At 55.7% G+C, this 22,846-nt stretch carries 25 protein-coding genes; 18 read left to right on the forward strand and 7 right to left on the reverse strand.

The genetic code is table 11. The features are described from left to right. Positions 1-26 precede the first annotated feature (26 nt). The gene (locus tag HAT86_RS01680) at positions 27-1,253 is read right to left on the reverse strand and encodes an argininosuccinate synthase (RefSeq protein WP_167192855.1); all 1,227 of its coding nucleotides are present in this window, start codon (positions 1,251-1,253) and stop codon (positions 27-29) included. A 140-nt stretch (positions 1,254-1,393) separates the two neighbouring features. Here HAT86_RS01680 and ilvA point away from each other — a divergent pair, with 140 nt between their 5' ends. Continuing rightward, positions 1,394-2,632, forward strand: coding sequence for a threonine ammonia-lyase IlvA (ilvA, locus tag HAT86_RS01685; RefSeq protein WP_167192856.1), 1,239 nt, complete (start codon positions 1,394-1,396; stop codon positions 2,630-2,632). On the opposite strand, the gene HAT86_RS01690 is transcribed toward ilvA, so the two are convergent. Beyond that, on the reverse strand, positions 2,629-2,961 hold the full coding sequence (locus HAT86_RS01690) for an Hpt domain-containing protein (protein ID WP_167192857.1): 333 nt from the start codon (positions 2,959-2,961) through the stop codon (positions 2,629-2,631). The two genes, ilvA and HAT86_RS01690, sit on opposite strands and share 4 nt — an antisense overlap. Before the next feature lie 150 nt (positions 2,962-3,111). Between HAT86_RS01690 and HAT86_RS01695 the strand changes: the two genes are divergently transcribed. Next, positions 3,112-4,392 carry a PP2C family protein-serine/threonine phosphatase gene (locus tag HAT86_RS01695; RefSeq protein WP_167192858.1) on the forward strand — a complete coding sequence of 427 codons (1,281 nt, stop codon included), beginning with the start codon at positions 3,112-3,114 and terminating at the stop codon, positions 4,390-4,392. On the opposite strand, the gene HAT86_RS01700 is transcribed toward HAT86_RS01695, so the two are convergent. Next, positions 4,367-4,810, reverse strand: coding sequence for an NUDIX domain-containing protein (locus HAT86_RS01700; RefSeq protein ID WP_167192859.1), 444 nt, complete (start codon positions 4,808-4,810; stop codon positions 4,367-4,369). The two genes, HAT86_RS01695 and HAT86_RS01700, sit on opposite strands and share 26 nt — an antisense overlap. Before the next feature lie 79 nt (positions 4,811-4,889). Between HAT86_RS01700 and hslO the strand changes: the two genes are divergently transcribed. From hslO to HAT86_RS01725, 5 genes are all read left to right on the forward strand, one after another. Beyond that, complete coding sequence (hslO, locus tag HAT86_RS01705; protein ID WP_167192860.1) at positions 4,890-5,885, forward strand: Hsp33 family molecular chaperone HslO; 996 nt, start codon at positions 4,890-4,892, stop codon at positions 5,883-5,885. Further along, entirely contained in the window at positions 5,878-6,477 is a 600-nt protein-coding gene (locus tag HAT86_RS01710) for a CoA pyrophosphatase (protein WP_167192861.1), read from the forward strand. Before hslO ends, HAT86_RS01710 begins: the two co-directional genes overlap by 8 nt. Continuing rightward, on the forward strand, positions 6,477-7,625 hold the full coding sequence (locus tag HAT86_RS01715) for a CCA tRNA nucleotidyltransferase (protein WP_167192862.1): 1,149 nt from the start codon (positions 6,477-6,479) through the stop codon (positions 7,623-7,625). The genes HAT86_RS01710 and HAT86_RS01715 overlap by 1 nt, the downstream gene beginning before the upstream one ends. A 17-nt stretch (positions 7,626-7,642) precedes the next feature. Then, positions 7,643-8,857 (forward strand): class I SAM-dependent RNA methyltransferase, encoded by a 1,215-nt coding sequence (locus HAT86_RS01720; protein ID WP_167192863.1) that lies wholly within the window; start codon positions 7,643-7,645, stop codon positions 8,855-8,857. Positions 8,858-8,949: 92 nt separating this feature from the next. Further along, entirely contained in the window at positions 8,950-9,447 is a 498-nt protein-coding gene (locus HAT86_RS01725) for a L,D-transpeptidase family protein (protein ID WP_167192864.1), read from the forward strand. 8 nt (positions 9,448-9,455) lie between these two features. Here HAT86_RS01725 and dalA read toward each other — a convergent pair whose 3' ends face one another. Then, the gene (dalA, locus tag HAT86_RS01730; RefSeq protein WP_167192865.1) at positions 9,456-9,971 is read right to left on the reverse strand and encodes a divisome-associated lipoprotein DalA; all 516 of its coding nucleotides are present in this window, start codon (positions 9,969-9,971) and stop codon (positions 9,456-9,458) included. Between the two features lie 167 nt (positions 9,972-10,138). On the opposite strand from dalA, the gene HAT86_RS01735 reads away from it, so the two are divergent. Then, positions 10,139-10,741, forward strand: coding sequence for a L,D-transpeptidase (locus tag HAT86_RS01735; RefSeq protein ID WP_167192866.1), 603 nt, complete (start codon positions 10,139-10,141; stop codon positions 10,739-10,741). Positions 10,742-10,883: 142 nt separating this feature from the next. Then, positions 10,884-11,072, forward strand: a complete 189-nt coding sequence (locus tag HAT86_RS01740) for a hypothetical protein (RefSeq protein WP_167192867.1) — start codon at positions 10,884-10,886, stop codon at positions 11,070-11,072. An 80-nt stretch (positions 11,073-11,152) separates the two neighbouring features. Here the strand turns inward: HAT86_RS01740 and hemH are convergent, their stop codons facing one another. Together hemH and HAT86_RS01750 are read right to left on the reverse strand one after the other, a co-directional pair. Then, positions 11,153-12,214, reverse strand: coding sequence for a ferrochelatase (gene hemH, locus HAT86_RS01745; protein ID WP_167192868.1), 1,062 nt, complete (start codon positions 12,212-12,214; stop codon positions 11,153-11,155). 54 nt (positions 12,215-12,268) lie between these two features. Further along, positions 12,269-13,084: a methyltransferase domain-containing protein gene (locus HAT86_RS01750; protein WP_167192869.1), complete on the reverse strand. Its 816-nt coding sequence runs from the start codon at positions 13,082-13,084 to the stop codon at positions 12,269-12,271. Positions 13,085-13,101: 17 nt separating this feature from the next. Between HAT86_RS01750 and HAT86_RS01755 the strand changes: the two genes are divergently transcribed. From HAT86_RS01755 to HAT86_RS01770, 4 genes are read left to right on the forward strand one after another with little or no spacing between them, the layout of a single operon-like run. After that, entirely contained in the window at positions 13,102-13,830 is a 729-nt protein-coding gene (locus tag HAT86_RS01755; RefSeq protein WP_231125781.1) for a double zinc ribbon domain-containing protein, read from the forward strand. A gap of 35 nt (positions 13,831-13,865) precedes the next feature. Beyond that, the gene (gene grxC / locus HAT86_RS01760) at positions 13,866-14,123 is read left to right on the forward strand and encodes a glutaredoxin 3 (RefSeq protein WP_167192871.1); all 258 of its coding nucleotides are present in this window, start codon (positions 13,866-13,868) and stop codon (positions 14,121-14,123) included. A 5-nt stretch (positions 14,124-14,128) separates the two neighbouring features. Next, a complete protein-coding gene (locus tag HAT86_RS01765; protein WP_167192872.1) occupies positions 14,129-14,962 on the forward strand; it encodes a carbon-nitrogen hydrolase family protein in 834 nt (277 codons plus the stop codon). After that, positions 14,959-15,402, forward strand: coding sequence for a MarR family winged helix-turn-helix transcriptional regulator (locus HAT86_RS01770; RefSeq protein WP_167192873.1), 444 nt, complete (start codon positions 14,959-14,961; stop codon positions 15,400-15,402). The genes HAT86_RS01765 and HAT86_RS01770 overlap by 4 nt, the downstream gene beginning before the upstream one ends. 4 nt (positions 15,403-15,406) lie before the next feature. On the opposite strand, the gene ubiG is transcribed toward HAT86_RS01770, so the two are convergent. Continuing rightward, entirely contained in the window at positions 15,407-16,153 is a 747-nt protein-coding gene (ubiG, locus tag HAT86_RS01775) for a bifunctional 2-polyprenyl-6-hydroxyphenol methylase/3-demethylubiquinol 3-O-methyltransferase UbiG (RefSeq protein ID WP_167192874.1), read from the reverse strand. Positions 16,154-16,202: 49 nt separating this feature from the next. On the opposite strand from ubiG, the gene pip reads away from it, so the two are divergent. The 5 genes from pip (at position 16,203) to infB (ending at position 22,699) form a co-directional block, all read left to right on the forward strand. Beyond that, positions 16,203-17,186, forward strand: coding sequence for a prolyl aminopeptidase (gene pip / locus HAT86_RS01780; RefSeq protein ID WP_167192875.1), 984 nt, complete (start codon positions 16,203-16,205; stop codon positions 17,184-17,186). Between the two features lie 198 nt (positions 17,187-17,384). Beyond that, positions 17,385-17,957 carry a ribosome maturation factor RimP gene (rimP, locus tag HAT86_RS01785; RefSeq protein ID WP_167192876.1) on the forward strand — a complete coding sequence of 191 codons (573 nt, stop codon included), beginning with the start codon at positions 17,385-17,387 and terminating at the stop codon, positions 17,955-17,957. Positions 17,958-17,961: 4 nt separating this feature from the next. Further along, positions 17,962-19,584 carry a transcription termination factor NusA gene (gene nusA / locus HAT86_RS01790; RefSeq protein WP_167192877.1) on the forward strand — a complete coding sequence of 541 codons (1,623 nt, stop codon included), beginning with the start codon at positions 17,962-17,964 and terminating at the stop codon, positions 19,582-19,584. Positions 19,585-19,607: 23 nt separating this feature from the next. Continuing rightward, positions 19,608-20,231, forward strand: a complete 624-nt coding sequence (locus HAT86_RS01795) for an RNA-binding protein (RefSeq protein WP_167192878.1) — start codon at positions 19,608-19,610, stop codon at positions 20,229-20,231. Between the two features lie 5 nt (positions 20,232-20,236). Next, a complete protein-coding gene (gene infB, locus HAT86_RS01800; RefSeq protein ID WP_167192879.1) occupies positions 20,237-22,699 on the forward strand; it encodes a translation initiation factor IF-2 in 2,463 nt (820 codons plus the stop codon). Positions 22,700-22,846: the final 147 nt, after the last annotated feature.

A 22,846-nucleotide genomic window follows, 5' to 3' on the forward strand; every position in this document is an offset into this window, starting at 1 on the left:
CTAACCCCGCGCGCAGCCTATTCGACTTAGCCTTTCAGGCGGCGTTCGCGTGCGGCCAGCAGCTTTAGGCGCAGGGCGTTTAACTGAATAAAGCCTGCGGCGTCCTTCTGATCGTAGGCACCTGCATCGTCTTCGAAGGTCACATGCGCTTCGGAATACAGGCTGTGCTCGGACCAGCGGCCAACCGTTCGGGCCGACCCTTTGTACAGCTTCAGGCGCACCGTTCCCGTCACATGATGTTGTGAGTGATCAATCGCCGCCTGCAACATTTCACGTTCTGGGCTGTACCAAAAGCCGTTGTAAACCAACTCGGCATAGCGCGGCATCAGTTCATCTTTCAGATGGGCCGCGCCACGGTCCAGCGTGATTTGCTCGATTCCGCGGTGCGCCTCCAGCAAAATGGTGCCGCCGGGGGTTTCATAAATCCCTCGGGATTTCATGCCTACGAATCGACCCTCGACCAGATCCAACCGGCCGATCCCGTGCTTGCCACCCAGCTCGTTCAGCTTGGTCAACAGGGTTGCGGGGCTCAGGGCCTCACCGTTGATGCTGACGGCATCGCCTTTTTCAAAGCCGATCTCGATGAACTCGGGCTCGTTTGGGGCGTCCTCTGGGTTAACGGTGCGCTGATACACGTAGTCGGGGGCATCCACGGCCGGGTCTTCCAGAACTTTCCCCTCGGACGAGGTGTGCAGCAGGTTTGCGTCCACCGAGAACGGCGCTTCACCGCGCTTGTCTGTGGCAATTGGAATTTGATTTTTTTCTGCGAAGTCAATCAGTTTTGTCCGGCTGGTCAGATCCCATTCACGCCAAGGCGCGATCACCTTGATGTCGGGGTTCAGCGCGTAGGCGGCCAATTCGAACCGCACCTGATCGTTGCCTTTACCGGTCGCGCCATGCGCCACGGCATCGGCACCGGTTTCTTCGGCAATTTCGACAAGACGCTTGGAAATCAACGGCCGGGCAATCGAGGTGCCCAGCAGATACAGCCCCTCATACACCGCATTGGCGCGGAACATCGGGAACACGAAATCGCGCACAAACTCCTCGCGGATATCTTCGATGAAGATATTTTCGGGTTTGATTCCAAGCAGCTCCGCCTTCCTACGCGCCGGGTCAAGCTCTTCGCCCTGCCCCAGATCGGCGGTGAATGTCACCACTTCGCAACCATATTCGGTTTGCAGCCATTTCAGGATGATCGAGGTATCAAGGCCCCCGGAATAGGCCAGCACGACTTTCTTGGGCGCGGACATCGTTTTTCCTTCCGTCAAATACGCGTTCGGGCGATACCGGGTTTTGGCGAAAGGGGCAAGACGGTCGCCTGGTCGGTATTCTTCGGTATGCTTTGCGCCCTGCCCTTGCCAGCCAGCAAACATTGCGCCAATCAAGACATATGACAAATTTTCGTACCCTTGCCCAAGCTGCCGAAACCGCGATGCGCGGCGTGTTCAACGCCACGCCGTTGCAGCGCAACGATCACCTGTCGGATCGCTACAAGGCCGACATTTGGCTGAAGCGTGAGGACCTGTCGCCGGTGCGGTCGTATAAATTGCGCGGGGCGTTCAATGCCATGCGCAAGGTTTTGGAAAACAATCCAGAAACAACACAGTTCGTCTGCGCAAGCGCTGGCAACCATGCGCAGGGTGTTGCGTTCATGTGTCGGCATTTCGGGGTCAAGGGCGTGATCTTTATGCCGGTGACAACACCCCAGCAGAAAATCGGCAAGACCGAAAAATTTGGCGGTGATGCCGTGTCGATCCGTCTGACCGGCGATTATTTCGATGATACGCTTGCCGCCGCGCAGGCCTATTGCGACGAGATAAACGGGCATTTCCTTTCGCCCTTCGATGATGAGGACGTGATCGAAGGTCAGGCTTCGGTCGGCGTTGAGATCGAAAAGCAACTGTCCGATCTTCCTGATCGGATCATCATGCCGGTTGGCGGTGGTGGCCTGTCGTCTGGCGTGTGCAGTTATCTAGGGGATCGCACCGCCGTGACCTTGGTCGAGCCTGAAGGCGGGGCCTGTTTGGCGGCGGCATTGAAGGCTGGCGAGCCCACGCGACTTGATCACGTGAATACCTTCGCCGATGGGGCCGCCGTGGCGCAGATTGGCGCGAAGACGTTTCAGCGGTTGCGCGATACTAACCCTGCCGACGTCTTGACGATCAACGAAGACAGGGTTTGCACCACCATCCTTGAGATGCTGAATGTCGAAGGTATCGTGCTGGAACCTGCGGGGGCTTTGGCGGTTGATGCGTTAAAGGATATGGAAGCGGAAATTCGTGGCAAGACCGTTGTTTGCGTTACCTCGGGCGGTAATTTTGATTTCGAACGCTTGCCCGAGGTCAAAGAGCGCGCGCAGCGCTATTCCGGGATCAAGAAGTATTTCATTTTGCGGATGCCGCAGCGCCCCGGCGCTTTGCGGGATTTTCTGGAAATGCTGGGCCCGGATGATGACATTGCACGCTTTGAATATCTCAAGAAATCCGCGCGCAACTTTGGGTCGGTCCTGATCGGGATAGAAACCACAAACCCCGAGAATTTTGGACATATCGAAACACAGCTTGACGCGGCAGGGTTTGATTATCGTGATATTACCAACGACGAAGTTCTGGCGGAATTTCTGATCTAGGCGGCGACTAGATCAGGCAGCCCATGAACGAACACGCTGCGGGATTGTTCATAACATCGCAATATCGCCGATATGTCGACAAGGCTGGTCTGGCCTTGGCGGGCCGCCACTTCACCATGCTGGCACAGCGTTGAGAAATCGGCAAACCCAAGGTTCAAAGCGCTGCCTTTGAGGAAATGTAATTGTGCTTCCAGATTGTGCAGATCGGGCTGCTGTCGCAAAACGTCGATCTCGCTTTCGACTTCTTCAAGAAATATCGCAACCACCTCGGCGAATTCTGCTTCGCCGATTTCATCGCGCAGTTCCCGAACCCTGTTCCAGTTGATCATGTCGTGTCCATTGCATTGCTCGCGTCGATTGTCGGATCACGGGCTTAACAAATTCCCAAGGTGGGCCACGAAAACCGGACAATTTTAACATTCACCCTGCGTTAAACGTCGGTGCGCTATCTCCGATAGAAAATGGGGTTTCATATCGTCATGTCAGTTGGAAATGCGCAATCTTGCCCGTCGGAACACATAGATTGCCAGGCTATTCGCAAGGTTCTGGTCGTCGATGATAGCCGCCTACAGCGCCACATATTGGCGGCCTTGTTGCAACGTTGGGGGTATATTGTGACCGAGGCCGCATCGGGTGAAAAGGCGCTGCAGCTGTGCCAAGATATTCAGCCAGATCTGGTTTTGAGTGATTGGATGATGCCGGGCATGACCGGGCTGGAATTTTGCCGGGCCTTCCGCGCCATGCCGCGCGACAGCTACGGATATTTTATCCTGCTGACATCCAAATCTGAGAAAGACGAAATCGCACACGGTCTGGATACTGGTGCTGATGATTTCGTGACCAAACCGGTTAATGCCACTGAGTTGCGCGCCCGTATCGCCGCGGGCGATCGTATTTTGCGCATGGAACGCGAGCTGACCGAGAAGAACCGTCTTGTGAAATCCACCTTGGATGAGCTGCAAGCGCTTTACGATTCGTTGGACAGCGATTTGATCGAGGCCAAGAAGCTGCAGCAATCCTTGGTCAGTGACCGCTATCGCGATTTTGGCCCTGCCGAGGTGTCATTGATGCTGCGGTCGAGTGGGCATGTTGGTGGTGATTTGGTGGGTATGTTTCCTGTCAATGCAACGCGGATTGGCCTGTATGGCATTGATGTATCCGGCCATGGTGTCAGTTCTGCGCTGATGACGGCGCGATTGGCTGGATATCTGTCTGCCACGGCACCTGAACAAAACCTGGCCCTACGGCGCCTGCCGGGTGGTGGATACGGTTGCTATCCGCCGGCTGAAACACTTGCGATGTTGAATCAACTGATCCTTGGTGAGATGGAGACAGAGCATTATTTTACGATGCTGCTGGCTGATGTGGATCTGTCCAGTGGTCAGGTCACCATGGCACAAGCGGGCCATCCATATCCGGCGCTTCAGCGTGCAAACGGGCAAGTCGAGATGGTGGGCGTCGGTGGTTTGCCTGTTGGGTTGGTTGACGGTGCGACCTATGACCAGACGGTTGTTACGATGCATCCCGGTGATCGGCTGATAATCCATTCTGATGGTGTTGTTGAATGTGCCGATGCCCAAGGCGTGCTGCTTGACGATATGGGCCTTGCGCAAATCCTGTCCGAGCTTCGCCAAACACACGGGATGGCCTGCCTTGAATCCCTTGTCTGGAAGTTGGCCGATTTTGCTGGCACCGAGGACTTTTCCGATGACGTCTCCGCAGTTTTGCTTGAATTCAAACCTTCGCCCATAGCTGTTTGACAAAATGCCGGTCTCCGGCGTTGCCCAATTCCTGTGCCGCGATGGTCCAATCAGACCAAACTGCAGTGTGCCCCGGCTCGCTTGGGCAGGAAAGTTCCAGTATTGGGCGCGCTTGGTAGATCAAGCACAGTTTCTCGGCCCAGAGGTCATATTCCGGCATGTAGGTAAATCGCCGAAAGGCCCCCACGCGGCGAATAGCGCCAATCTTCCAGCCGGTTTCTTCCAGCACTTCACGGTGCAACGCTTGCGCTGGCGATTCACCGGGGTCAATTCCGCCGCCGGGAAGCTGAAGCTCGGGTGTTGGGTCCGCTTGATGCGTCAGCAAAAGCTGCCTGTTGCGCGGCAGGATCGCGTACACACCGGCGCGGCGCGTATACCGCGTGTCATGCCTTGGACTGTCGCCGAATCGCCGGATCATTGCCTGCTTCCCCTTGGCCATAGTGTTGTTCTGATTATATAGACGCGATATGCCAATTTCAGGCACACAAGGAAACCCCATGACACTTGGACAGAAAATCGCTTGGGACGACACGATATTGCCGTTCCAGCTGGACAACGCGGATATTCGCGGGCGCGTCGCACGGCTTGACGGGGTGCTTGATGGCATACTCAAGCAACACAATTACCCCGCACCGGTCGAAGCGTTGGTGGCTGAAATGGCCCTTCTGACGGCGTTGATCGGACAAACCATAAAGCTGCGCTGGAAACTTTCCTTACAGGTCCAGACCAAGGGCGCGGTTCGGATGATCGCAACCGATTACTATGCACCCGCAAGCGAGGGTGAACCCGCGCGTATCCGCGCCTATGCCAGCTTTGATCGGGATCGTGTCACAGATACATCCCCGTTCGATCAATTGGGACAAGGCTATTTCGCCGTCTTGATTGATCAAGGCAAGGGAACCGCGCCGTATCAAGGCATTACCCCGGTTGCCGCAGGTAGCCTAAGGGCCTGTGCCGAAGCATATTTTGCCCAGTCCGAACAGCTTCCGACGCGGTTCAAGTTGTCCTTTGGTAAATCGAAAGAAAAAGGCGGGGTCGAGCATTGGCGCGCTGGCGGTGTAATGTTGCAGCACATGCCAAAGGCATCGCCATTCGCCCAAGGCGGCGCGTCGGGCGAAGGCGGGGTATTGGTAGCATCAGATATCGTCGAAGGCGATGATGCGGAAAACTGGAATCGCGCCAACATGCTTTTGGATACGGCAGAAGACTTGGAAATGATCGGGCCGTCTGTTGCGCCAAGCGATTTGCTTGTGCGTTTGTTCCACGAAGAAGCCCCCCGTGTTTTCGATGTTCAGGCCGTTCGGTTTGGCTGTACCTGCTCCGAGGATCGCGTGCGCAGCAGCTTGTCGATTTACTCGGCTAAAGATATCGAAAAAATGACCACCGACGAGGGGACAGTTACCGCCGATTGTCAGTTCTGTGGTGCGCATTACCGGATGGACCCAAAGACGCTTGGATTCGAAGCGCAAACCCCAAACGACAAAGATGAGTGACCCTCTGCATCATGTGCGTGCGGGTCTGGCAAAGGGGGGGCAGACCTCATCGGATTATGATCTGAACCCCGATACCGTTTTGCCCGCTGGGCGGCGCCTGCGTCCTGCGGGCGTATTGATTCCGATTTTGTGCGAAGCGCCGAACCCGCGCGTTTATCTGACGAAACGCTCATCGGCCCTTCGGCATCATCCGGGCCAGATTGCGTTTCCCGGTGGAAAGCAAGATGCGGGCGATCCTGATATCACTGCCGCCGCCTTGCGTGAAGCACATGAAGAGATCGGGCTTGAGCGGGACAATGTTGACGTTTTGGGGCTTATGCCCTCGCATGAAACGGTGACCGGGTTTGATGTCACGCCGGTTGTTGCGCGCATACGCGAACCGTTTCAGCCGCGGCCCGAAATTGGTGAAGTGGACGAAGTATTTGATGTTCCGCTTGATCATCTGTTGAACGCAGCCCGTTTCAGCATCCAGTCACGGCGATGGCGTGGCCGCGCTCGGCGTTATTATACAATTCCGTTTGGCCCCTATTACATTTGGGGGGCGACGGCGCGTATCTTGCGCACTTTGGCAGATGCCTCGAAGGGTATGTGATGAAGATTGCGGGCGAGTGGATTCACATGACCGAAACCCAAGCTGTGTGTCATATGCTGACCAAAGCGGGCCATCAGGCGCTGTTTGTCGGCGGCTGTGTGCGCAATGCTTTGTTGAATGCCCCGGTGCATGACATTGATATTGCAACGGATGCGCACCCCGAAACCGTGATGGCGCTTGCGGCTGCGGCGGGCTTGAAAGCGGTGCCAACGGGTATTGATCACGGCACTGTCACGATTGTGTCGGGCCATCTGCCGCATGAGGTCACAACCTTTCGGCAAGATGTGGAAACCTTTGGTCGGCATGCTGTGGTGGCCTATTCCAATGACGTGGCGCAAGATGCAAAGCGGCGTGATTTCACCATGAATGCCCTTTATGCGCGGCCCGATGGCACAGTGTTGGACCCATTGGCGGGTCTGCCGGACCTTGAGGCCCGCCATGTTCGGTTTATCGACGATCCGGATCAGCGTATTCGCGAGGATTATCTTAGAATCCTGAGGTTTTTCCGATTTCACGCATGGTATGGCGACCCATCCAATGGATTGGACAGAGAAGGGTTGGCGGCTGTTGCGGCGCATCTTGAGGGGCTGCAAGGGCTATCGCGCGAACGCGTCGGGTCTGAAATGGTCAAACTTCTATCGGCGTCTGATCCTGCGCCATCGGTTGCAGCCATGCGGGCGGCTGGTGTTCTGACGGCTGTGTTGCCCGGTGCGGATGATCGGATGCTGGCCTTTTTGGTGCATCTTGAACAATCGGCAAATTTGGCTGCCGAGCCGATGCGCAGGCTCGCCTGCCTTGGTGGCGATGATCCGGCCCCTTTGTTGCGGTTGAGCAAAGCACAGGCAAAGCGTTTGCAGATATTACGTGAGGGTATGCAGAGCCCTGCAACGATCGCCGAATTGGGCTATCGTCACGGCGTGGATGTGGCGCTTGATATCGTGGTGTTGCGTGATGCCATGTTGGAAACGGCGTTTGATCCGTCGTCGCGTCATTTGGCCGAAACTGGCGCGCAGGCTGAATTTCCTGTCAGCGCGCGTGATCTGATGCCCACTTATTCTGGCCCCGCACTTGGTGCGCGTTTGAAAGAACTTGAAAAGCGCTGGATCGCGTCTGGCTTTAAGCTGACCAAAGATGAACTATTGAAATGACAGAACCGGCACAGTCTATGGATCAATTCAAAATCACACGGTTGGGCCATCACGGGGATGGTATCGCAGATGGCCCGCTTTTTGCCCCCCTCACATTGCCGGGCGAGGTTGTGACTGGTCAACCGGTTGGCAAAAAGCTGGAGGAGATCCGGATTATCGAGCCGTCTTCGGACCGGGTCAGCCCGCCGTGCCGCCATTTCAAATCTTGCGGTGGTTGTCAGTTACAGCATGCCTCTGATCGGTTTTTGCAGAATTGGAAGCAGGAGGTCGTTAAAACGGCTTTGGCGTCCAACGGGTTGGAGACTCATTTTTTGCCGATCGCCGTGTCGCCGCCACAGGCGCGGCGTCGTGCGACGTTTGCGGCACGGCGCACCAAGAAGGGGGCTATGGCGGGGTTTCACGCGCGGGCGTCGGATACCCTTGTGGAGATTCCCGATTGTCAGCTTTTGCATCCTGATTTGATGGCCGCACTTCCCGTGGCCAAGGCTTTGGCCCAGATCGGGGCCAGCCGAAAGCACAGTATTTCCGTTGCGACCACTTTGTCAGCGTCGGGGCTGGATATTTGCGTAGCCGATGGCAAACCGCTGGATGGGCCATTGCGTGTTGAACTGGCGGCTTTGGCCGAACAACACGCGCTGGCCCGACTGACATGGGAGGACGAGGTAATCGCAACCCGCCTTCCGCCCGAGCAGGAGTTTGGTGATATCCATGTGGTTCCGCCCCCCGGTGCATTCTTGCAAGCCACTAAACAAGGGGAAGAGGCGCTGCGCCAAGACGTGCAGGATATCGTTGGGGCTTCCGCCAAAGTGATAGATTTGTTCGCCGGGTGCGGAACCTTTGCTTTGCCCTTGGCGCGGAATGCGGCTGTGCATGCGGTGGAAGGCGATCAGGCCATGATGGCTGCCCTGGATTCGGGTTGGCGCATGGCGCAGGGGCTAAAAGCGGTGACGCATGAAACGCGCGATCTGTTCCGGCGTCCTTTGATGCCGGATGAATTGGCCAAATTCGATGCGGCGGTCATTGACCCGCCGCGCGCAGGGGCCAGTGCCCAAATAGCAGAATTGGCAAAATCCGATATTTCAAAGATTGCTTATGTGTCCTGCAACCCGGTGACCTTTGCCAAGGACGCAAAGTATCTGGTTGATCAAGGCTATCAACTCAAGGCGTTGCGGGTCGTCGATCAGTTCCGGTGGTCTTCGCATGTTGAATTAGTGGCGCACTTCATGCGGTAAATTGAATCATGCGGAAAAGTGATATTCGTATTTTGCCAAATCCAAGCTAATGTTCAGGCAGAGCAGATAAAGCAGGCAAATCAGGAAAAGACATGCGCGTTTTCGGGGCAGTGATGATTATTGTGCTGTCTGTGGGCCTTGCTGGCTGCAGCACATCAAAATTCCGCACATACAATGGCCCTGAAGTGACCAAGGTTGTGGTTAATAAAGCCGACCGTCGAATGCATCTTTTGCATCATGATCAACTGTTGAAATCCTACGACGTAGATCTGGGATTTGCTCCGGAAGGGCACAAGGAGTTTGAGGGGGATGGCAAAACGCCCGAGGGTGAGTATGTAATTGATCGCCGCAACCCAAACAGTCAGTTCTACCTTTCGATTGGTATATCCTACCCAAACCCGGCGGATGTGACCCGTGCCAGAATGGCCGGACTAAGCCCTGGCGGTGATATCTTTATCCATGGTGAGTCCAAACGCGGGCTTGCCGCAAAACGGGATTGGACGTGGGGTTGCATCGCGGTCACAAATCGCGAGATGGAAGACATCTACGCCATGGTAAGAAACGGTACACCCATTCTGGTCACCCCTTAGACCGGCGTTTAACCGCCCATCACCAAGGTCCACCAAATTTTGCCGTTGGGTTCCTGTATCCAGAAAAAGCCCATTTCCCGGGCCTGCGGTGACAAAATGACATCGCGTGTCGCAGGCTGTTCCATCCAAGCCGCCAGAGTCTCAAGCTCGGTTTCATAGGTTTCGGAGATATTTTCGCCGATAAGGTTGCCGCTATACCCGACACGACGGATGCGATCGATGGGAGAGGATCCATCCGACCCAAAATGCCATGGGCGGTTTTGGATCGACATATCCCGCGAATGTGTGGCTGCGGCCGCGGTCAAATTCGCGTTCATGCTCACAGGCGTCTGGCCGGCAGCTTGTCGTAAAGAGTTTATCGAATCCAGCATTCTGAACTGAATATCTGCCGTGTCGCCTGAACGGATGCGATACATTTTAGGCAAAGGCTTGCCATCCGGGCCCAACTGCGGTTCGGCGGGCGGGGCGGCACAGGCCGACAAGACGATCAGCGCGGAAAAGAGAAGACCAAGAATGCGTGCCATAAGTGTGACTACCCTGATAAGTGTTTTAAACGCTTTACCTTGGCTGGGTCACGCTTTCAAACCCCTGTCGCACGTTCAAACGCCAAATGACGACTCTTTGATTTGCGACTGAAGCATTATCGCCATATGTTATAGGCTTGGATAGCCAAGCTACTGGAGTCAAAAAGATGTCCACGAAATTCATCACCAGCTTAAGCCGTCGAAACTTTTTGGCAGGAACGGCGGCAGCAATTGGCGCTCCGGCTCTGGCGCAAGACCTCAACGGCAGTGACACCGTCGAGATGGAAAGTGACGTGACACAGACCGCGCGGCGTAACATTTCCAGCTTTCGCGCCTTGGACTGGCGGCCATATTTTTCCGACCTTACGAACGGGGCGATCTTGGTCGATATCTCGTCGCGGGCATTGCACTACTGGTCTGAAGATGGGGAAACCTACAAGCTTTATCCATCCAGCGTGCCGCTATCCGAAGATCTTACGCGCCTTGGGCGGACCCGTGTTGTTCGCAAAGTGGAGGGCCCAAGTTGGCGACCGACGCCTTCCATGCTGAAAAGAAACCCCGATTGGCCTGCCTATGTGGGGCCTGGGCCCGACAATCCGTTAGGGACGCACGCGCTTTATCTCAGCTGGACTTATTACCGGATACACGGAACGCATGACACGCGCAAAATTGGCCGTCGGTCTTCGAATGGCTGCATTGGCCTCTATAATCAACACATTGCCGAGTTGTTCTCGATGACAAAAGTTGGCACGCAAGTGTTGCTAATTTGACGAAATTTTGAGACTGTAGCGGTGTGTATATATAAGTTACATTTGCAATCGGCAAAGTTTGCTGATTAGACAACTTTACGAGGTAAGTCTTGGGTGCTTGGCGCCGAACCATCGGCGTGCAAGCAAATTTCTGGAGGATACTATGAAAAAACTCGTTCTCGCCGCTGCTCTGACTGCTGCTGCTTCGACTGCTTTTGCCGGTAACATGGAAGAGCCCGTCATGGAGGCCCCAGTGGTTGTTGAAGAAACCAACGCAAGCTCGTCCGCAGCTGGTGTTTGGGTTCCGCTGGTCGTTTTGGCGATCATCGCAGCCGCAGTTGCCGCTGACTAAGTCAGTCGACATACTGAATATGAAAAAGGCAGTGGATAACCACTGCCTTTTTTGTTTGTCCTAAAGGATTGAAAGCGTCTTCAGTCTAACCAGCCCTTCAGGTTGTCCTGAACAATCGTGCTCAGCGCGTGAATATGCGCATCGTCGTCATTCAGGCAGGGAATATAGGTGAACTGCTCGCCGCCTGCTTCCTCAAAACTTTCTTTGATCTCTTCGTTGATCTCTTCCAGTGTTTCGATGCAATCGGCTGAAAACGCCGGTGCCATTACGGCGATCTTCTTTTTGCCTTGCTTTGCCAGTTCGGCCACATGATCGACGGTGTAAGGCTTCAGCCATTCCTCGGGCCCGAAAACCGACTGGAATGTGGTGGTGATTTGCGTGTCATCCCACCCCAAACGCTCTTTTAGCAGACGCGTGGTTTTCTGGCATTCGCAATGATACGGATCGCCCTGCTTCAAATACCGCTTTGGCATTCCGTGATAGGAAACGACAAGAATGTCAGGCCGGTCTTCGACCTCTGCATAAGCCTTTTCGACAGATTGTGCCAAGGCTTCGATGTAAAGGGGGTTTTCAAAATACGGCTCTACAACCCGTGCTGTTGGCTGCCATGGTTCTGCCATCAAAGCGCGGAAAAACTGATCGTTCGCCGTGGCCGACGTTGCGCCAGCATAGTGCGGATAAAGCGGGAAAAACAGGATACGGGTACAGCCCGCCGCAACCATTTCACGGACCTTGGATGTCGTGGATGGGTTGCCATAACGCATACAGAAATCGACCATCACCTGATCGCCATAGCGCTCGTGAAGCGACTCAGCCATTTTTGTGGTCTGGTCACGGGTGATTGTCATCAGCGGGCTTTCGTTTTTGTCTTCATTCCAGATCGACTTATACGCCTCACCGCTGGAAAACGGGCGTTTCGTCAGAATGACAAGTTGCAGCAGTGGCTGCCATATCCACGGGCTATAGTCGATCACACGTCGATCAGACAAAAATTCATTCAGATAGCGGCGCATCGACCAGTAAGAATAGTGGTCGGGCGTGCCCAGGTTGGCCAAAAGGATGCCGGTTTTATATTTCGGAATGGCGGGGTGATCCGCCGGGGCATGCTCCGGCCGTTTTGCGGTTGAGCTTGAATCAAGCATTGTCTGTCCCTTTTTTGCGGAGTTGGTACTCAGATAACCGCTTAGATAGCGCCGTCAATCTTTGACTGCTGTTTCTTTTGTGCCAAGTGCGTCGGCAAGTCGCGCCGTGGCCGATCCGGGGCGCAAAGGTTGGGGTTGGCTTTCGTCCGGGGCCCAACCTGTCAACGTGATCAGTTCGAACGTCGCCTGAACGCGGTTGTCTGGCCCGGAAAAATGATCTGAATAAATATCGCAGGCCCGGCGCAAAACATCGCGGCGCATCATATAGCGGGGCCGCCCATTCAAGGCGTTGCCTTCCCCCATGGCGCGCAAATCGTGCATAAGCGCCAACGCGCTGTCATAAGAGGCCGTCAGCGTTGTGGTGTCTGCTACGGGTAAAGAAAACCCAGCCCTTTGCAAAAGTGCGCCCAAATCGCGAATTTCGCCCATCGGCGCAATCCTTTGCGATAGCCCCCCGATCACATCGGCTTCTGCTTGTGCAAGGGAACTTCGAAGTTCATGCAGCGTTTCACCGCCAAAAAATACACCCAGAAACAACCCATCCGGCCGCAAGGCACGCCTGCATTGTATCAACTGGCCAACCGGATCGTTTGACCAATGCATGCACATCGCATGCACGACCAGATCATGACCGCCTTCAGAAAGATCAAGATAGTCCCCATCTTCGATGCAAACGGCGTCCGGAAACTGTTTCTTCCAGAAATCGGGAAACCCTGTAACCACGGCGATGTTTTTAAAGGTTCTGTTAACCAAGGTTAGGCGATCCTGAATGTCATCAGCAGCGGCTTGCTGAAGAAAAAACTCAGGACCGCGCAGGGCGCGGCGGCGATTGCGGGCCAAAGCCTCGTGGTCTGTCAGGTGCGATGTCATGGTGAAAGGATAGTGTGTTGAGAGGTGCTTTTCAAACGGCCTTGCGTTTGGTTTATCCGCCTCGCTGCACTTTGTGCGGAGTGCCTGTCGAAAGCGATTTTGGATTATGTGGGTCTTGCTGGCGGGACACGCCGTTTGTTTCGGGTTTGTGTTGCGATGCCTGCGGTGTCCCATTGCTGGGGCAAGACACTGGAACCACGGAATTATGCGATGATTGCCTGACCATTGCCCGACCGTGGAGCAGGGGGCGCGCGGCGCTCTTGTATCGTGATAATGGACGGAAACTGGTTTTGTCGCTCAAGCATGGTGACCGGCACGATATCGTGCGCCCCGCCGCGCTGTGGATGGCAAACGCAATCCGCCCAGTGGTCACGCCAGATACACTGGTGGTCCCAGTTCCACTGCATTGGACACGATTACTGCGCAGACGCTTTAATCAGGCGGCGCTTTTGGCGCACGACGTGTCTAAGCAGCTTGGGTTGCCGTGTTGCCCGGATCTGTTGCAGCGAACGGTCCAAACCCGCAGTCTTGAGGGTCTGGGCCGCGATCAAAGATATGCCACCCTGCAAAGCGCGATCACGGTGCACCCGAAAAGGCGTCAGCATATAGCAGGCCGTCCGGTTTTGATCGTGGATGATGTCATGACCTCGGGGGCGACCCTGTCGGCGGCAACGCAAGCCTGTTTTTCGGGCGGTGCCGCAGACGTTTGCATTGTCACACTGGCGCGTGTGGGCAAGGATGCTTAAGTTCCGGTTAAATCAAGCTTATGGAAATGGAACACATGCAACCTGTCGAAATCTATACCTCACCCCTCTGCGGGTTTTGCCACGCGGCCAAACGTCTGTTGAAACAAAAGGACGTAAACTTTTCTGAAGTTGACGTGCTTGTTGATCCCTCACGTAAACCTGAAATGATTCAGCGCGCGAATGGCAAGAAAACTGTTCCTCAGATTTTTATTGGCACGACGCATGTTGGCGGATGTGATGAACTTTATGCGTTGGAGCGGGCTGGCAAACTCGATTCATTGCTGAACGGGTAAGCACCATGCGCGCCGCACTTGTCCAGCTCAACAGCAGTGATGATCCGGCAGAAAACCTGCCCACGACGCAGGCTTTTATCGCTAGTGCTGCTGAAAACGGTGCCAGATTCATCCTCACACCAGAGGTGACAAACTGTGTTTCAGCAAGCCGAACCCGACAGTCCCAGGTGCTGCAAACCGAACAGGCGGATATAACCCTTGCGGCCCTGCGGCAGCAGGCGGCTGATTTGAATATCTGGCTGTTGATTGGGTCGCTTGCCTTGAAAACCGATGATCCCGATGGCCGTTTTGCCAACAGGTCGTTTCTGATTGGCCCCGATGGCGCGGTCGCTGCATGGTATGACAAGATCCATATGTTCGATGTTCAGGTCTCGGCCAAGGAAACATACCGCGAATCCGCAGGCTACCGGCCGGGAACCCGTAGCGTTTTGGCGCAAGCGGAGTTTGGTAAGGTTGGCCTGACCGTTTGCTACGATGTCCGTTTTCCGCATTTATACCGACAACTGGCGCAGGCCGGTGCCCAAATCCTAACCGTGCCTTCGGCATTTTCGCCGGTCACGGGGGCCGCGCATTGGGGGGTCTTGCTGCGCGCCCGCGCGATTGAAACCGGCTGCTACATTCTGGCCCCGGCGCAAACCGGGGCGCATCATGCGGTTCGTGGGAAACAGCGGAAAACCTATGGTCACAGCATGGCGATTGGTCCGTGGGGTGACGTTTTGGCCGATGCCGGAACCGAGCCGGGTGTCATATACATTGATTTGGACCTCTCGGAAGTGTCACAAGCCAGACAACGTATACCGTCGCTGTTTGCGACGCCTGATTATGGCAATCCGAAATGAACGACAGTAGCAGCAATTCACTGGCCGTCGCCCTGTTCAGCGAGATCCTGACCAACGATCAGTTGATCCGCAATCGGCTAAGCCGTGTGTTGCCAAAGGGTATGGAAATCAGCCATTTTTCCGTTTTGAATCACTTGGCCCGTGTTGGTGACGAAAAAAGCCCGGCCCAATTGGCCAAAAGTTTTCATGTCACGCGTGGTGCGATGACCAACACCTTGGGCAAACTGGAATGGGCGGGTTACGTGCATATCCGGCCCGATTGGGATGATGCGCGACGCAAGATGGTCGCGATCAGCCCGGCAGGGCGGCAGGCCCGCGAGGCGGCGATTGCTGCCATTACCCCGATGATTTCCGAACTTGTCGGAGAGTTGGGGGATGAGAAAGTTCGGGCGACTTTGCCGGTCCTGCGCGAGCTGAGGGCGAAACTGGAAAGTGACTGAAGCGTTAGCTTGGTTTCACACTGGCGGTGACGTAATTCACGCTCAGGTCTTTGGCAGACAAGGACCATTGCCAGCTGATTGGATTAAAGACAAAACCCTTGCGGTCAACCGGCGACAATCCGGCCTTTTCAAGCAGTGAATACAGCTCATCCGGCGTGATGAATTTTTTCCATTCATGCGTTCCCTTGGGCAGCCACCGCATGACATATTCTGCGCCCACGATGGCCATGGCATAGCTTTTGGCGTTGCGGTTGATGGTCGAACAGATCTGCAGCCCGCCCGGCCTAAGCAGTTGCTGGCATGCGGTCAGATACGCTTGCGGGTCGGCAACATGCTCGACCACCTCCATATTCATAACCACGTCAAACTGTTCTCCGGCCGCGGCAAGCGCTTCGGCGCTTGTGTGGCGATAGTCGATGGTCAGCCCTGACTGTTCGGCGTGAACCTGCGCGACGGGTATATTACGCTCGGCGGCGTCGGCCCCGACAACATCAGCACCAAGGCGCGCCATCGGCTCGGACAGCAGGCCACCGCCACACCCGATGTCAAGAATGCGCAGCCCGGCAAAGGGCGAATCAACCCCAAGATCACGGTCGAATTCAGCGGCGATTTGGGATGTTATGTAATCCAACCGACAGGGATTAAGCATGTGAAGGGGCTTGAATTTTCCGTTCGGATCCCACCATTCGGCGGCCATGGCTTCGAACTTGGCGACCTCGGCAGGGTCAATCGTGGTCTGAGCGGCTTGCATTCTGCTCTCCGTGTGCTCTTTTGTTCACTAACCCATATATAGGACGTTCATGGATAAATTCTCAGGCCAAAAGAGCGCAGCGCAGTTTCTCTACCGCCCGATCGAGCCTTTTGATCGGCGTATGATGGATGTGGGCGACGGGCACCAGATCTATATTGAGCAATCCGGCAACCCGGATGGTGTTCCGGTGATCGTGTTCCACGGTGGCCCCGGTGGTGGCAGCAGCCCTGCCATGCGCCGCTATTTTGATCCGTCGGTTTACCGGATCATTTTGTTTGATCAACGCGGGTGCGGCCGGTCAAAGCCACATGCCAGCGTCGAGGCCAACACCACGTGGCATCTGGTTTCGGACATCGAAATGATCCGTCAGGACTTGCAGATTGATAGTTGGTTGGTTTTTGGTGGCAGTTGGGGCGCAACGCTGGCCCTGATCTATGCCCAAGCCCATCCCGAGCCTGTGCGTCATTTGATCTTGCGCGGCGTTTTCACCATGACGCAGTCGGAATTGGATTGGTTCTACGGCGGAGGTGCCGGAAAATTTTGGCCCGAAACGTGGAAACGATTTCGGGACATGATCCCCGAGAGCGAACGGCACGACATGATCGCGGCGTATCATCGGCGTCTGTTTTCCGGGGACAAGGCCGACGAGGTGCGCCATGCGCGGGCGTGGTCGGCATGGGAAAACGCCTTGGCAACGGTGCAGTCCAACGGAAGCATGGTTGATAGCCCGGCTGAATATGCCCGCGCCTTTGCGCGCTTGGAAAACCATTATTTCATCAATGCTGGCTTTCTCGAATCCGACGGCCAGATCCTTCGCAATATGCCAAAGATTTCCCACATTCCCGGCACGATCGTGCAGGGGCGCTATGATATGATTTGCCCCCCGGCTGCGGCGTATCATCTGGCTGACAATTGGCCGAATGCAGATCTGCGGATGATTCCCGTAGCTGGCCATGCCCTATCAGAACCCGGGATCAGTGCAGAACTGGTAAAAGTCATGAATGAGCTTGCCCGGCGCAAATCGCCTGTCTGACTTGTCAAAAGCCAGATTCAAACCGGCCATGTTGGCGATTGTTTGTGTTCAGCAACATGTTTGTGCCGGTTGGCCTTGCAGACTCGGGTGAACATGCGTATATCGCCTTTAACAGCGGCGCCGTCGGGTCCACACCGGCAGGTTCCACCGGGAAATTCCAACGGGCCGCGCGCCCGTTTTTTTGTGCTTGGAAAAGTCATGAGCAACGACCTGATTGCCAAAGCCGCGATTGATCGCCGATTGGCCGAAATCATAACTCCTGTCATTGAAGACATGGGTTATGAGCTGGTGCGTGTGCGGCTGATGTCTGGTAAAACGTCAATCTTGCAGATCATGGCGGAAAAACCCGATGGTGGTATCGAAGTTGACGATTGCGCCGATATCTCGAACGGGGTTAGCGCGGTATTGGATGTCGAAGACCCTATTCTTGATGCCTACGCGCTTGAAGTGTCCAGCCCGGGCATCGACCGCCCTTTGACCCGGTTGAAGGATTTTGAAGAGTTCGAGGGCTACGAGGCCAAGCTGGAAACATCCGAATTGATCGACGGGCGTAAGCGCTTCAAGGGCGTTTTGACCGGGGTTGAGGACGACGAGGTGCTGATCAACATCGAAGAAGGCACTGTAGGTCTGAAGTTTGACTGGTTGTCGGATGCCAAGTTGGTGCTGACCGATGAGTTGATCAAGGAAATGCTGAAGGCGCGCAAAGCTGCCGGTACACTGAACGAAGACGCTTTTGACGAGATCGAGACCGATGGGTCTGAGGAGGACTGAGACAATGGCAATTACCTCTGCAAACCAGCTTGAGCTGTTGCAAACCGCCGATGCGGTGGCCCGCGAAAAGATGATCGACCCCGGTTTGGTTGTCGAAGCGATGGAAGAAAGCCTCGCACGAGCCGCCAAGAGCCGCTACGGTGCCGAGATGGACATTCGTGTCAGCATTGACCGCAAGACGGGCAAGGCAACCTTTACCCGCGTGCGCACAGTGGTCGAAGACGATGAGCTTGAGAACTATCAAGCTGAAATGACCGTTGAGCAGGCCAAACAGTATTTGGAAAACCCCGCCGTCGGTGATCAACACATCGAAGAGATTCCGCCGGTTGATCTGGGCCGGATTGCGGCGCAGTCGGCCAAACAGGTGATCTTGCAGAAAGTGCGCGAAGCCGAGCGTGATCGTCAATACGAAGAATTCAAAGATCGGGCCGGCACCATCATCAACGGTGTTGTCAAGCGCGAGGAATACGGCAACGTGATCGTTGACTTGGGCCAGGGCGAAGCGATCCTGCGCCGCAACGATAAAATCGGGCGCGAAAGCTATCGCAACGGTGATCGTGTGCGCGCGTATATCAAAGATGTCCGCCGCGAAGCGCGCGGCCCTCAGATTTTCCTCAGCCGGACGGCACCGGAATTCATGGCCGAATTGTTCAAGATGGAAGTGCCGGAAATCTATGATGGCATCATCGAGATCAAGGCCGTGGCCCGCGATCCGGGCAGCCGCGCCAAGATTGCTGTCATTTCTCATGACAGCTCTATTGATCCGGTCGGCGCTTGCGTGGGGATGCGCGGCAGCCGTGTGCAGGCCGTTGTAAACGAATTGCAGGGCGAAAAGATCGACATCATTCCGTGGAACGAAGATCAGCCGACATTCTTGGTCAACGCTTTGCAGCCCGCCGAAGTTTCCAAAGTGGTGCTGGACGAAGAGGCCGAGCGGATCGAGGTTGTCGTGCCCGAGGATCAGCTTTCGCTGGCCATTGGTCGTCGTGGTCAGAACGTGCGACTGGCAAGTCAGTTGACCCACCTTGACATCGACATCATGACCGAGGCTGAGGATTCCGAGCGCCGCCAAAAAGAATTCGAAGTGCGCACCAAGCTGTTCATGGATACGCTGGACCTTGATGAATTCTTTGCGCAGCTTCTGGTGTCCGAAGGGTTCACGAACCTCGAAGAGGTTGCCTATGTTGAGCTCGATGAACTTTTGGTCATTGATGGCGTTGACGAAGATACAGCCAACGAATTGCAAGCACGGGCGCGCGACATGCTGGAAGCGCAGGCCCGTGAAGCAATGGAAAAAGCGCGTGCTATGGGGGCAGAGGACAGCCTTATTGAATTTGACGGGCTGACACCCCAGATGATTGTTGCATTGGCCGAAGACGGCGTGAAAACGCTGGAAGATTTCGCAACCTGCGCTGATTGGGAATTGGCCGGCGGCTGGACCACAGTCGATGGTGAGCGCGTCAAAGATGACGGCGTGCTTGAACCGTTCGAGGTTTCGCTTGAGGAAGCGCAGAACATGGTGATGACGGCACGTGTTATGCTGGGTTGGGTTGATCCGACCGAGCTTGAGCCAGATCAGGCCGAAGAGGGTGACCTCGAAGGCAATGAACAGGAGGCCGAGGCCTGATCCGTCAGGCCTCGGAGGTTTTGATGGGTCGCGCAGGGCAACCCAAGGACCACTCGAATGGTCCGGAACGCAAGTGTATCGCCACAGGTGAGGTGCGCCCTCAGCATGGGCTGATACGTTTTGTTATTGGGCCGGATGGGCAAATCGCGCCGGATATCGCCGAGAAAGTGCCCGGGCGTGGTATTTGGGTGTCGTCTGATCGCAGCGCACTCGAAAAGGCCGTGAACAAAGGCCTGTTTGCCCGCGCAGCGCGCCAGCCCGTGACAGTGCCGGACAATCTTGTTGGTTTTGTCGAAGACCAGTTGGCCGCACGCGTTGTGAATTTGATCAGTCTTGCCCGCAAGGGCGGCGGCGCTGTATCCGGCTATGAAAAGGTAAAGGATTGGCTATCCAAGGAACAAGCTACTGTTTTGATTCAGGCAAGCGATGGATCTGAACGGGGAAAGTCGAAATTAAGCACGCCTCACCATGGAACATTCATCGGTTGGTTAACCGCCGGTGAACTGGGGCGTGCATTTGGGCGACAAACCACCATACACGCCGCACTGGGTGCTGGAGGTTTGTCCCAACGTGTTGTAGATGAGGCGGCAAGGTTGAAGGGCCTGCGCGTCTTTAACGGCGGGCCGACCCGTCGGAAAGGAAGTTGAACCATATGAGCGACAACGACGGAAAAAAGACTTTGGGTGTTCGTGGCGGTCCCCGTGCAGGGAACGTGAAGCAAAGCTTCAGCCATGGCCGGACCAAGAACGTCGTGGTGGAAACCAAGCGCAAGCGTGTCGTCAAACCCAAGCCGAGTACCGGTGCTTCGGGTTCGTCGCAGGGATCTACTGGCGGTTCTTCCAAGCGTCCGGCTGGGATTTCGGATTCCGAGATGGAACGCCGGATGAAGGCTTTGCAGGCTGCACAGGCCCGTGAGGTAGAAGACGCCGCGCGCCGACAAGCCGAAGAGAAAGAGCGCGAGGAAGAGCGACAGCGCCGCCGCGATGAGGCTGAAGCCAAAGAGCGCGAGCAGCGTGAGGCCGAAGAGCGCGCACGCGCCAAGGCCGATGAGGAAAGTCGCAAGCGCCTTGAATCTGAAAAAGCTGCAGCCGCCCCTGCGCCGCAGCCTGAAGAGGCGCGCGCACCGGCCAAGCAGCCCCCGCGCAAAGTCGAGAAAACCGACAAGGAGCGCGACCAAAACCGTGGGCGCGGCAAAGGCCGCGACGACGGCGGACGCCGTGGCGGTAAGTTGACGCTCAATCAGGCTTTGTCTGGTGGCGAAGGTGGCCGTCAGAAATCCATGGCCGCGATGAAGCGCAAACAAGAGCGCGCGCGCCAAAAAGCTATGGGTGGCACGCAAGAACGTGAAAAGATCGTTCGTGACGTTCAGTTGCCCGAGGTGATTGTTGTCTCGGAATTAGCCAATCGTATGGCCGAGCGCGTCGGCGATGTCGTCAAGGCTTTGATGAACAACGGCATGATGGTCACGCAGAACCAGTCGATTGACGCCGATACGGCTGAATTGATCATCGAAGAGTTTGGCCACCGTGTGGTTCGCGTCAGCGATTCGGACGTCGAAGACGTGATCGCTTCGGTCGAAGACAATCCTGATGATCTGAAATCGCGTCCCCCGGTCATCACGATCATGGGGCACGTTGACCACGGCAAAACGTCGCTTCTGGATGCGATCCGCGATGCCAAGGTTGTGGCAGGCGAAGCTGGCGGAATCACGCAGCATATCGGCGCCTATCAGGTGACGACCGACAGCGGCGCTGTTCTGAGCTTTCTTGATACGCCGGGCCACGCCGCGTTTACCAGCATGCGGTCTCGTGGGGCGCAGGTGACAGATATCGTCGTGCTTGTTGTAGCTGCGGATGACGCGGTGATGCCACAAACGATTGAGGCGATTAACCATGCCAAGGCCGCCGAGGTGCCGATCATCGTGGCGATCAACAAATGCGACAAACCCGCGGCGAACCCGGATAAAGTACGCACCGATCTGTTGCAGCATGAAGTGGTCGTCGAGGCGATGTCGGGTGATGTGCAGGATGTCGAAGTGTCGGCACAGACCGGTCAAGGGCTGGACGAACTGCTTGAGGCGATTGCCCTGCAATCCGAGATTCTCGAACTGAAGGCCAACCCGACTCGGGCGGCTGAAGGTGCGGTGATCGAAGCGCAGTTGGATGTGGGCCGTGGTCCTGTCGCAACGGTTCTGGTTCAGAAAGGCACATTGCATCAGGGCGATATCTTTGTCGTCGGTGAGCAATGGGGCAAGGTGCGGGCCTTGATCAACGACCGCGGAGAGCGCGTCAAAGAGGCGGGCCCATCGGTTCCGGTCGAGGTTTTGGGCCTGAATGGCACGCCCGAGGCCGGCGACGTGTTGAACGTGGTCGATACCGAGGCACAGGCGCGCGAGATTGCCGAGTACCGCGAACAAGCGGCCAAGGAAAAACGCGCTACAGCCGGTGCTGGCACGTCGTTGGAGCAACTTTTGGCTAAGGCCAAGGAAGACGAGAACGTCAAAGAACTTCCGATTCTGATGAAGGCGGATGTGCAGGGTAGTGCCGAGGCGATTGTTCAGGCGATGGAAAAAATCGGCAACGAAGAGGTTCGCGTTCGCGTTCTGCACTCGGGTGTCGGGGCCATCACCGAATCAGACATCAGCCTTGCTGAAGCATCAGGCGCTCCGGTTTTGGGTTTCAACGTCCGTGCGAATGCTCCGGCCCGTAACAGCGCCAACCAGAAGGGCGTGGAAATTCGCTACTACAGCGTGATCTATGACCTTGTGGATGATGTTAAAGCGGCTGCCGAAGGTTTGTTGGGCGCGGAAGTGCGCGAGAAGTTCATCGGGTATGCGCAGATCAAAGAGGTCTTCAAGGTGTCCAACGTCGGCAAGGTGGCTGGCTGTCTTGTGACCGAAGGTGTTGCGCGTCGTTCGGCGGGTGTGCGTCTGTTGCGTGACGATGTTGTGATTCACGAAGGCACATTGAAAACGCTTAAGCGTTTCAAAGACGAAGTGACCGAAGTTCAATCGGGTCAGGAATGTGGGATGGCCTTCGAAAACTACGAAGACATCCGACCCAACGATGTGATCGAAATCTTCGAACGTGAAGAATTTGAACGTAAGTTGGACTAAGCTTTTCGTATCAAGACAAAAAGGGGCTGGTTTACAGCCCCTTTTTTTATGGCTTATTTTGGCTGTCTACATCCAAGCGCATAGGTGCTCCCGTAGGTTTCTCCGTGTCGCCAGAAATCTGAAAACTTTAAACGTTAACGTCGCAAT

This window comes from Roseovarius gahaiensis (assembly GCF_011601345.1).
GTDB lineage: Bacteria > Pseudomonadota > Alphaproteobacteria > Rhodobacterales > Rhodobacteraceae > Roseovarius > Roseovarius gahaiensis.